Origin of the sequence: Microbacterium sp. (assembly GCF_052102115.1) — a bacterium.
Classification (GTDB): Bacteria; Actinomycetota; Actinomycetes; order Actinomycetales; family Microbacteriaceae; genus Microbacterium.
Genome location: NZ_JBQDVP010000071.1, coordinates 1 through 9772 on the forward strand (window position 1 = coordinate 1; position 9772 = coordinate 9772).

Sequence of the window (9772 nt, forward strand, 5' to 3'; positions counted from 1 at the left end):
GATGTCGCCGAACCCGAGCGACAGCATCTGCAGCACGACCGAGGCGAGCGAGGTGCGCAGGATCTCGGGCTCGGTGAACTCCGCTCTCTTGTCGAAGTCGTCTTCGGAATACAGGCGGATCGCGATGCCGTCGCTGGTGCGCCCCGCGCGTCCGGAGCGCTGGTTCGCGGATGCCTGTGAGATCGCCTCGATCGGCAGACGCTGCACCTTGGAGCGGTTGCTGTAGCGCGAGATGCGTGCGGTGCCGGTGTCGATCACGTACTTGATGCCGGGGACGGTGAGACTCGTCTCGGCAACATTCGTGGCGAGGACGATGCGGCGGCGAACCCCGGCGACCCGGCTCCTCTCGAACACCCGGTGCTGCTCGGCGGCAGACAGCCGGCCGTACAGGGGGAGGACCTCCACCGGGGCTTTCGTCGACGTGTATGCCGCGCGGACGGCATCCGCGGCATCCCGGATCTCCGCTTCGCCGGGAAGGAAGACGAGCACGTCGCCCGGGGCCTCGCGGTCGAGTTCGCGCAGCGCCGCGACGATGGCCGACACCTCGTCCTCGGCTTCTGCATTGTCATCTTCAGGTTGCCCTCGGAACCGGATTTCGACCGGATAGGTGCGGCCGGAAACCTCGATGACGGGTGCCGGCGTGTCATCCGGTGTGGCGAAATGCTTCGCGAAGCTCTCCGGATCGATGGTCGCCGAGGTGATGATGACCTTGAGATCCGGCCGCTCGGGCAGGATGCGGGTGAGGTAGCCGAGCAGGAAGTCGACGTTCAGCGAGCGTTCGTGCGCCTCGTCGATGATGATCGTGTCGTAGCGGCGCAGGAGCCGGTCGCGGTGGATCTCGTTCAGCAGGATGCCGTCGGTCATCAGCGCGATCTTCGTGTCGGCCGAGACCTGATCTGTGAAGCGCACCTTGTACCCGACGAGCCCGCCGAGCTCGACCTGCAGCTCCTCGGCGATTCGCTCGGCGATCGTGCGGGCCGCTAGACGCCGCGGTTGGGTGTGCGCGATCTTCTCGCGTCCGAGTTCCAGGCAGATCTTCGGCAGCTGCGTGGTCTTGCCTGATCCGGTGGCACCGGCGACCACGACGACCTGATTGTCGCGGATCGCTGCGGCGATCTCGTCCCGGGCTGCGCTGACGGGCAGCTCCGGGGGATAGGCGATCACGGCAGAAGACATAGCCCTCCATCGTATGACGAGCGAGAGTCGTTCGGCGTTCGTGGGTTGTGCTGCAAAGAAGTTTGCAGTACAAAGTTAACCATGACCGAGCAGAGCACCATCCCGCGTTCGTCTGCACCCGAGCAGACATCCGCGCGCACACCGCGCTGGGCCATCGGGCTTCCCGTCCTGCGCGTGGTGCTCGTCGCCGCGGCATCCGGCCTCACCTGGGTGAGCGTCTCCGTGTTCGACGGCGGAGTCTCGTTCCCGCCACCGCCGATGCTCGCCGTGCTCGCGATGGTGCCGGTGAACCTGATCTGCTTCTGGTTGGTGCGGCGCCTGCTGCACCGTCAGGGGCGCACGATCCGTGAACTGCTCGGTTTCGAGCCGCGCAGACTGCTGCGCGATCTCCTGTGGGGTCTGCTGTGGATCGCCGTGCTCTATCTGCCGTTCACCGGAGCGATCCTGCTCGTCACCTGGCTGCAGCACGGCAGCGAGCTGTTCGAGCAGATGGAGACGATCTTCTTCGACCCGGCCAGCATCCCGACCCTGAGTCCGGCCGCATGGCTGGTGATCGCGATCATCGGGGTGCTCACGTTCGCGCCACTGAACGCGCCGGTCGAAGAACTGGTCTATCGGGGGTACGCGCAGGGGACACTTGCGCGGCGCTGGCCGGCGGTTCTCGCGATCGTCGTTCCGTCGCTCGTGTTCGCGATCCAGCACATCTGGTACGCCCCGACGCCGGATGCTGTGGTCGCGTTCGTTGTCGCATACTTCGTCTGGGGCGTCGGATCCGGACTGATCTATCTGCGCCAGCGCCGGCTCATGCCGCTCGTGTTCACGCACGGCCTGGTCAACCTGTTCTTCTCGCTGCCCGCGCTCGCGGTGCCCTTCATTCCCGCAGAACTCATGACGAACGGAGCCTGACATGGTCGACGACGACGAGGCGCGTACACCGGAGGAGATGCTCGCGCTGGTGAGAGACCAGCAGCGCAGCATCGAGGGGCAGAAGGGGGCGTTCGTGCCGCTGATCCTGCTCTCGTGGGGGATCGCGTGGCTCGTCGGGTTCGGTGCGCTCTGGCTCATCGACGGTCTCGACGGTTTTGCGCTGCCGATCGCGGTCGCCGCGCCGATCTTCGTCGTGCTGCTGGCCGGCGCCGGCGTGGTGTCGACCGTGCTGGGCATCCGCTCGACCCGCGGGGTGCGCGGGGGAAGGGAAGACGCCTTCGCCGGGGTGATCTACGGGCAGCTGTGGTGGGTCGGGGCCCTCGCGATCTTCATCCTCGGCCAGGGCCTCGTCGCCGGCGGTATGCGCAGCGACGTGCTCGGCCTGTTCTACCCGGCGGCCTACCTCTTCTTCGCCGGGGTCATGTACGTGGTGGGCGGAATCATCTGGCATGCGGTGCCGATGCTCGTGCTCGGCGCCTGGTCGCTCGTCGTCGCTGTGCTGGGACCGTTCGCCGGTCGGCCGGCGCTCTTCCTCGTCTACGCGCTCGCCGGAGGCGGGGGCTTCCTCGTCGTTGCGGTCTGGTCGTGGATCTGGACGCGACGCGCTCGCGGGAGGCTGCGTCATGGCTGACCTCGATCCCGTCATCCATGCCGCCGCGCGGCTGCGCATCACGGCCGCTCTCGCGACCCTGCAGGACGACGAGCAGATCGCGTTCCCGCGGCTGCAGGAGATGCTCGAGATGACGGCGGGGAACCTGTCGACGCACCTGCGCAAGCTCGAAGACGCCGCGTACGTGCGCGTCGAGAAGACCCATCGCGGCCGCACCCCGGTCACCTATGTCGCCCTCTCCACGCGGGGCCGTCGCGCGTTCGAGGACTACACCGCGGCGCTGCGAGCCGTGCTGGAGCCGGGGTCGCAGTCGTAAGCTTGCAGCATGACGATTCCCCTCATCACTCTCAACGACGGCGCTACGATCCCCCAGCTCGGATACGGCGTGTTCAAGGTCGATCCGGCCGATACGGAACGCACTGTCAGCGATGCCCTCGAGGTCGGCTATCGTCACATCGACACCGCCGCGATCTACGGGAACGAAGCCGGCGTCGGGGCGGCGATCGCCAAGAGCGGCATCGCACGCGACGAGCTGTTCATCACCACCAAGCTCTGGAACGACCGCCACGACGGTGACGAGCCCAACAAGGCGATGGCCGAGAGCCTTGACAAGCTCGGGCTCGAGAACGTCGACCTGTACCTGGTGCACTGGCCGACGCCCGCCAAGGACAACTACATCCACGCGTTCGCGAAGCTCATCGAGCTGCGCGAGCAGGGGCTCACTCGCAGCATCGGCGTCTCGAACTTCCTCGCCGAGCACCTCGAGCGCGTGGTCGCCGAGACGGGCGTGACGCCCGCCGTCGACCAGATCGAGCTGCACCCCGCGTACCAGCAGCGTGAGGTCACCGCGTGGGCTGCCGATCACGGCGTGCGCATCGAGTCCTGGGGTCCGCTCGGCCAGGGCAAGTACGACCTGTTCGGCACGCCGGCGGTCGCCGCCGCGGCCGCAGCGCATGGCAAGACGCCCGCCCAGGTCGTGATCGGCTGGCACCTGCAGAAGGGGTTCATCGTGTTCCCCAAGTCGGTCCGCATCGAGCGGCTGAGCGAGAACCTCGACGTGTTCGACTTCACGCTGTCCGGTGACGAGATCGCGGCGATCGACGCGCTCGACCCGCAGGACGGATCGGGCCGGGTCGGCAGCCACCCGAACGAGAACAACTGAGAGCCGCCTGGCCTGTCCGGGCGAAGCCCCGAATCGGTGGAGTTCCCCGTAATTTCAGGGATCTCATGGGGTCGAGTCTACCGCGGGCTACCGACAGCTACGCAGTGATTCGTGCTGATTCGCGCCGCTCGGGAGGGTTTCTGGTCACCAATCTGGTCACCGGATCGCGCTACACTCTACCGACAGAAACCATCACAGATATGCTCTATCTGTAGCTAATTCTGCTGAACAGGAGACAGTGATGGACACCGCGACGCTGCCCGATCTGTTCGGCTACGACGACCTGGCGCAGCAGGGCCTCACCCGTCATGGCCTCGACCGGCTGATCGAGGCTGGAGAGTTCGAGCGCATATCCCCTGGCCTGTTCCTACGATCGGGATTCGCGGACGACACGACGGCGGCGTGGATCGCGATCGCTGCGAAGAAGCCCGACGCAACACTGTGCCTGCTCACGGCACTGTCGTTGCACGAGCTGACCGATGAGATCCCCGCCCAAAGCGACATCGCCATCCCGCGCGGCACGCATCCGGTCGCCATCCATCACGCACCCATTGCCTGGCACCGCTTCGACACCGACACGTTCGGCATCGGCCGCGGCGAACACGCTCTGCCGGGCGGCCGGTCCATCGGTATGTACTCAGCCGAGCGCACTCTGATCGACCTGTTCCGGCTGCGGCATGCCTGGGGCAGTGACCTTGCCCTCGGCGCGCTGAAGCGGTGGGTGCGCGGGCGTGGCAACAGCGCCAGTGCGCTGCTCGCGATGGCTGAGGAGTTCCCGAAGGCACGCGCCGCAATCCAGCAATCCTTGGAGATACTCCTGTGACCCTGAATCGACGTGCAAAACTAGCGACAAAGGCGCATAGGTAGGAACAAGTGAGCAATACACAACGCCCTCAAGAGAAGCCGCCGATCGACGCACCGATCACGTCATCCGACGACGACGATCTCGGACGGGCACCGGTCGCGCACGACTTCGCGGTGTCGATCCGCGAACTTGACGCGAGCCAGGGACTTGTGGTGGGCATCTTGGGGCCGTGGGGGCACGGAAAGAGTTCGTTCATCAACCTGATGCGTGAACAGTTTGAGACCGAGCCTGCTCTCACTGTGATCGACTTCAACCCTTGGATGTTCTCCGGCTCGAATCAGCTCGTCAACTTCTTCTTCACTGAGATTGGAGCGGAGCTCAAGGTTCGCAGTAAGAGTCGCTTCGGGAAGACTGCGGACTGGCTCACTCAGTACGCCGGCATCCTCAAGCCTGTATCTCAGTTCATTCCGCTCCCCGGCGCCGCGGCCGTCGGAGAAGCCGCCGCTGCCGCGCTCGGTGGGCTGTCTGCGACAACGAATGCAGACCGCAGCGCGAAGAAGGTGCGGGAAGAGATCACCAAGGAGCTCACGGCACTCGCACTACCTATCGTGGTCGTGATCGACGACATCGACCGGCTCACCACGCTGGAGATCCGCGAGATCTTCAAGCTCGTTCGTCTGACGGCGAGCTTTCCGAACATCATCTACGTGCTGGCTTTCGACAGAGAACGCGTGGAGCAAGCCCTTACCGAGGACGGCATCCCAGGGCGGGCGTACCTCGAGAAGATCGTTCAGTTGAGCTTCGATGTTCCGCAAGCCCCAGAAAAGTTGCTTCGGTCTCAGGTCTTCGAAGAGCTGAATCGCATCCTCGCCCCGGTCACGAACGCCACACTCGACGATAGCCGATGGATTGACGTCTACTGGGAAGTGATCGATCCGCTGTTCTCGAACATGCGTGATGTCACGCGTTATGCGATCTCCGCCAGGTCGACGATTAAGAGCCTCGGCAATGAAATCGATCTTGTCGATCTTCTCGCAATGGAGGCACTTCGCGTCTTCCGTCCTGAACTCGTCCAGCAACTATCGAAGCTTCGAAGTGAGCTCACGAGCACACGCGACATCATGGGGCGCAAGGACGAACGAGCACAGAAGGCCATTGCTGCATTGCTCACGAAGTTTCCTGACGACGACGACGTGATTCGAGCACTGTTCAGTCGTGTGTTTCCGGTCGCACTGCAATACATCGAGAACAATCACTATGGATCTGACTGGCTCAGCACCTGGCGAACCGCACACCGGATGGCTCACATCGACTTCCTCAACCTCTACTTCGATCGAGTCGCGCCAGATGAACTTGTCGCGTTCCGAAACTCCGAGCAGGCCTTTGAGCTTCTGCGCGATGGAGCAAAGCTGAAGGAGTATCTGACCGGCCTGAACCCTGAGGATCTCGAGCCCGTCATCGAGGGCCTCACCTCGTACGAGGCAAAGTTCACGACCGACATGGTGGTCCCGGCATCAATCACACTGCTGAACCTCATCGACGCCATTCCTGAGAAGAAGCAGCGCGGCTTCTTCGACATCGGACGCCGCGACATCACGGTTGGCCGCGTCATCCTGCGACTCCTACGCCGCGTAGAGGATGAGGCGGAGCGAGAAGCCCTGGTCTCACAGATCCTGGACGGTATCGAAACGTACTCGTCTCAACTCGACTTCATCCACAGCATGGGCTACCGCGAAGGCGCCGGGCTCAAACTCGTCAGTGAAGCGTTCGCAACGCAGATCCAAGCGGAGTTTGTCGCACGCCTCCAGGGAACCCCGCCATCCGAGCCGTCGCGCGAATGGGACGCCTGGCGCATCTATGACACTCTCCAGACAGAGACGGGCGAAGTCCCGCTCAAGCCGAGTGACGATCCCGTTCTGCTACGAGCGGTGCTGCACTCGCTCAAGTCCACCGCACGATCGCAGTCGATGGGCTCTCGACAGGTGAGATCCGAAGATCGTCTTGCTTGGGAGCTTCTCGTCCAGGTGTTCGGATCTGAAGCCGCAGTAGAGGAGGTCGTAGGAAGCGTGCGCAAGGCACTGGGAGATGACGAAGTTCTCCAACTCGCGGATAAGTATCTGTCAGGTTGGCGACCAGAGCACTTCTAGACAGGGCGCTCACAGCCCGCAGAGCCAACAGTCAGCGACGCAACGCCAACAGTCAGCGACGCAACGCCAACAGACGCGACGGTGACATCCGGCCCTGCGTCCAGCCGGTGTCAATCGAGAGCAGGCGATGAGGCGATGTAGCCGATGATCCGTTCAAGCCAGTGGCGCGCCACCGCGACATCCGGCAGCACGGGAGTCTGGCCGTCAACCTCGGTCTCCGCACGCGCGTCAGCGTAGGCGAGTTCCCACCCGTCCATCGGGCGCAGCGGGAGCGGCGGCCAGATTTGCTGCCGTCGCCAGTCGAAGGTTCGCGTGCAGAGGCGGTGCAGGCTCGACAGGTCGGGACCGGCGTTCCAGAGCAGTTGCAAGTCGACCAGGTCATGCGCTCGCACGTAGGCGGGATCGGTGAGGGCGTGGAGCTTCTGCGCGATCTGATACTCCAGATCGACCAGTTCAACGGGCTGCAGATCACCAAACCCGAAGTAGGCGCCGAACTGCACGAGCTCCCCATCAATCTCCTTCCGCGTGTGCGCGTTCGGATCGATCTCAGGATCGGAAACCTCGACATCGAGCGCGCCCCAGGCGTTACCGAGGAACGCGATCGATACGCGGTACGGATGCATCACATACTCCGGTCGAGTGAGCCCCGGGTCATGGAGCTTCACTGCCCGAACGTTCGCGGTGAACGCGACGCGATGCGGCGCATCCGGGATGCGACGCAGCGCGCCTTTCGACGCCGGGACTGTTCCCCACCCCTTGGCCAGACGCGCACGGAATGCCTGCTCGAACTCCTCACCGCGGACGCGGGTGGAGACATCGAGGTCAGAGGTGGCGCGCGTGCCACGCTCCCCGAAGCGCAGCTTCACACCCATGCCGCCCTTGACGGCAACAGCATCGGGAAGCATCTGCGACACGATCAGCGTGCAGAGCATCACCCGCGCACGCGCGACCGGGATGCCCAGTTCGGCGGCGACCTGCGCGAGCCGAGCATTGAGCTGCGTCACATTCAGCGGCGGGGTCACTTCGCTCACGCCGACACCGCCTTCCATACAGCCGCGCCCTGCTCGCCGATCATGTCTCGCCTGAGCGCCTCATCGACCACGGCCTCCCATCGGTCGGGCGGTGTCCGGTACCGCATGTCCTCCAGCGACCGTCGAACGGTCGTCGCCAGAACGCCCTCGTAGTGAGTGAGATCCTCATCGGGGACGTCGGGCCGGTTCTCCAACTCCATCCACTCCGGCAGCCTGCGCCGCACGCGGCGACGCGTGCCCACACGCACCTTTGGCGGATTGAACTGCCCGAGCCCGAGCAGATCGAGCACGGACTCACGGTGCAGGAACGCGCCTTCCCCAGCAAGTGCCACGGCAACCGTCGGCTCGGTGAACGGGGTCGTCGGCACGTCGCGGTGCGTGTAGACACCCTGCCCGTATCCGCGGAGAGCGCCGCGAGCAGCGAGCTTTCGCACCTCGACGGCGGGCACGCCCGCGTCCTCCGCCTCGGCGACGGTCACTACACCGTTGCGGGATGCGGCAATCTCCCACAGATCCTGGCGATAACCCACAGGTTCACCTCCCGACAATACCGTACTGTAAGTGGTACGCAATTGGCCTGCGTACCCAACCATGCTAGCGCTAAGCCCGTACAACGTGTGCTTGCTCTGTAGGTCAATCGTCGTCCGCGGGTATGTCGAGCGTGCCCTCATCCAGTGCTGGGTCTCCGTCAAGTTGAATGCATTCACGCCTTGCTCGTGTAAGGGCGACGTAGACGACGCAGTGCTCGTCCTCGAGCTCGTGCAGCCCGGTGGACAAGAGCGCGCGCTGCGCCCTGGTGAGGATGACGCCAACACGCTCCCACTCACGTCCTTTCGCCTGGAAGACGGTCATGCCGGGAACAACCGAATCCTTGACAAGTCGCGCCGCGAGACGCTCGACTTGTGCGACCCGTTCAGCCTCTGCGGCCGAACCAAGGCGACGCGGCCGAGTGACACCGAGATCCCTGATCGCATTTCGGAGTTCATTGAGCGCGTCAGCAGGTGCTCTCCCCGCGCGCAGCCCGACGACTATCGGTTGCAGGACTCGATCCTGCTCGGCCAGGAACCGCTCACGATCAAGCCCGAGCCTGGCGATCGGGTCAAGCCCCAGTGCGTGGTGTAGCCGGTGGTGATCCTTCTTCTGTTGGTTAGGCGCTGAGTTCGAGGACGTGTTCGGAGGTCACCTCGCTTCCGGTGTCGGGGAGGAGAGTGAGGCGGCTCTTGGCGAGGATCTCGAGTCCGAGGTAGCGGCGTCCTTCGACCCATTCGTCTGTCTGCTCGGCGAGGACCGCGCCGACGAGGCGGATGATCGCGTCGCGGTTGGGGAAGATGCCGACCGAGTCGGTGCGGCGACGGATCTCGCGGTTGAGGCGCTCGTTGGGGTTGTTGGACCAGATCTGCTGCCAGAGCCCTTCGGGGAACCCGGTGAACGCGAGGATGTCCGCTCTCGCGTTGTCGAGGTGTTCGAACGCGTCGGGGAGCTTCTCGTCGACGTAGTCCAGGAGCCGGTCGAACTGGGCGTTGACGGCTTCGGCGTCGGGTTGGTCGTAGACGGAGTGGAGCATCGCTTTCACGGCCGGCCACATGCTCTTCGGGCAGACACTCATCAGGTTCGCCGCGTAGTGGGTGCGGCATCTCTGCCAGACAGCTCCGGGAAGGTTCGCGGCGATCGCGTCGACGAGCCCGGCGTGAGCGTCGGAGGTGACGAGGCGGACCCCGGCCAGGCCGCGGGCGACGAGGTCGGCGAAGAAGCTGTTCCAGGCAGCTCCGGTCTCCGATGTCGCGACCCGCAGCCCGAGGACTTCGCGATGCCCGTCTCCGTTCACGCCGGTCGCGACGAGCACGACCGCGTTGATCACGCGGCCGCCCTCACGGACCTTCATCGTGAGCGCGTCGGCGGCGACGAACGTGAACG

General features: G+C 64.6%; 11 protein-coding genes. 6 read left to right on the plus strand and 5 right to left on the minus strand.

Going from position 1 to position 9772, the window contains the following annotated elements; all coding sequences use genetic code 11:
* On the minus strand, positions 1–1176 hold a 1176-nt coding region (locus tag ACTICP_RS14675), incomplete at its 3' end, for a helicase-related protein (RefSeq protein ID WP_441893632.1).
* Between the two features lie 81 nt (positions 1177–1257).
* On the opposite strand from ACTICP_RS14675, the gene ACTICP_RS14680 reads away from it, so the two are divergent.
* The 6 genes from ACTICP_RS14680 (at position 1258) to ACTICP_RS14705 (ending at position 6827) form a co-directional block, all read left to right on the plus strand.
* Positions 1258–2082: a CPBP family intramembrane glutamic endopeptidase gene (locus ACTICP_RS14680; protein WP_441893634.1), complete on the plus strand. Its 825-nt coding sequence runs from the start codon at positions 1258–1260 to the stop codon at positions 2080–2082.
* 1 nt (position 2083) lies between these two features.
* Entirely contained in the window at positions 2084–2734 is a 651-nt protein-coding gene (locus tag ACTICP_RS14685) for a hypothetical protein (protein WP_441893636.1), read from the plus strand.
* Positions 2727–3029: a transcriptional regulator gene (locus ACTICP_RS14690; protein WP_441893638.1), complete on the plus strand. Its 303-nt coding sequence runs from the start codon at positions 2727–2729 to the stop codon at positions 3027–3029. Before ACTICP_RS14685 ends, ACTICP_RS14690 begins: the two co-directional genes overlap by 8 nt.
* 9 nt (positions 3030–3038) lie before the next feature.
* Complete coding sequence (locus tag ACTICP_RS14695; protein WP_441893639.1) at positions 3039–3875, plus strand: aldo/keto reductase; 837 nt, start codon at positions 3039–3041, stop codon at positions 3873–3875.
* A 241-nt stretch (positions 3876–4116) separates the two neighbouring features.
* A complete protein-coding gene (locus ACTICP_RS14700; RefSeq protein ID WP_441893641.1) occupies positions 4117–4698 on the plus strand; it encodes a type IV toxin-antitoxin system AbiEi family antitoxin domain-containing protein in 582 nt (193 codons plus the stop codon).
* Between the two features lie 50 nt (positions 4699–4748).
* Entirely contained in the window at positions 4749–6827 is a 2079-nt protein-coding gene (locus ACTICP_RS14705) for a KAP family P-loop NTPase fold protein (protein WP_441893643.1), read from the plus strand.
* Positions 6828–6937: 110 nt separating this feature from the next.
* Here ACTICP_RS14705 and ACTICP_RS14710 read toward each other — a convergent pair whose 3' ends face one another.
* The 4 genes from ACTICP_RS14710 to ACTICP_RS14725 form a co-directional block, all read right to left on the minus strand.
* Positions 6938–7858 (minus strand): nucleotidyl transferase AbiEii/AbiGii toxin family protein, encoded by a 921-nt coding sequence (locus ACTICP_RS14710; protein ID WP_441893645.1) that lies wholly within the window; start codon positions 7856–7858, stop codon positions 6938–6940.
* Positions 7855–8388 carry a type IV toxin-antitoxin system AbiEi family antitoxin domain-containing protein gene (locus ACTICP_RS14715; RefSeq protein ID WP_441893647.1) on the minus strand — a complete coding sequence of 178 codons (534 nt, stop codon included), beginning with the start codon at positions 8386–8388 and terminating at the stop codon, positions 7855–7857. The genes ACTICP_RS14710 and ACTICP_RS14715 overlap by 4 nt, the downstream gene beginning before the upstream one ends.
* 103 nt (positions 8389–8491) lie before the next feature.
* On the minus strand, positions 8492–8968 hold the full coding sequence (locus tag ACTICP_RS14720; RefSeq protein WP_441893651.1) for a 3'-5' exonuclease: 477 nt from the start codon (positions 8966–8968) through the stop codon (positions 8492–8494).
* Positions 8969–9005: 37 nt separating this feature from the next.
* A partial coding sequence (locus tag ACTICP_RS14725; protein ID WP_441893649.1) for an IS256 family transposase occupies positions 9006–9772 on the minus strand: 767 nt, incomplete at its 5' end.

Excerpts from the sequence above, each read along its gene's own strand:
- ACTICP_RS14685 (WP_441893636.1), top strand. The coding sequence starts at position 2,084 with ATGGTCGACGACGACGAGGCGCGTACACCGGAGGAGATGCTCGCGCTG.
- ACTICP_RS14690 (WP_441893638.1), top strand. The coding sequence starts at position 2,727 with ATGGCTGACCTCGATCCCGTCATCCATGCCGCCGCGCGGCTGCGCATC.
- ACTICP_RS14680 (WP_441893634.1), top strand. The coding sequence starts at position 1,258 with ATGACCGAGCAGAGCACCATCCCGCGTTCGTCTGCACCCGAGCAGACA.
- ACTICP_RS14700 (WP_441893641.1), top strand. The coding sequence starts at position 4,117 with ATGGACACCGCGACGCTGCCCGATCTGTTCGGCTACGACGACCTGGCG.
- ACTICP_RS14695 (WP_441893639.1), top strand. The coding sequence starts at position 3,039 with ATGACGATTCCCCTCATCACTCTCAACGACGGCGCTACGATCCCCCAG.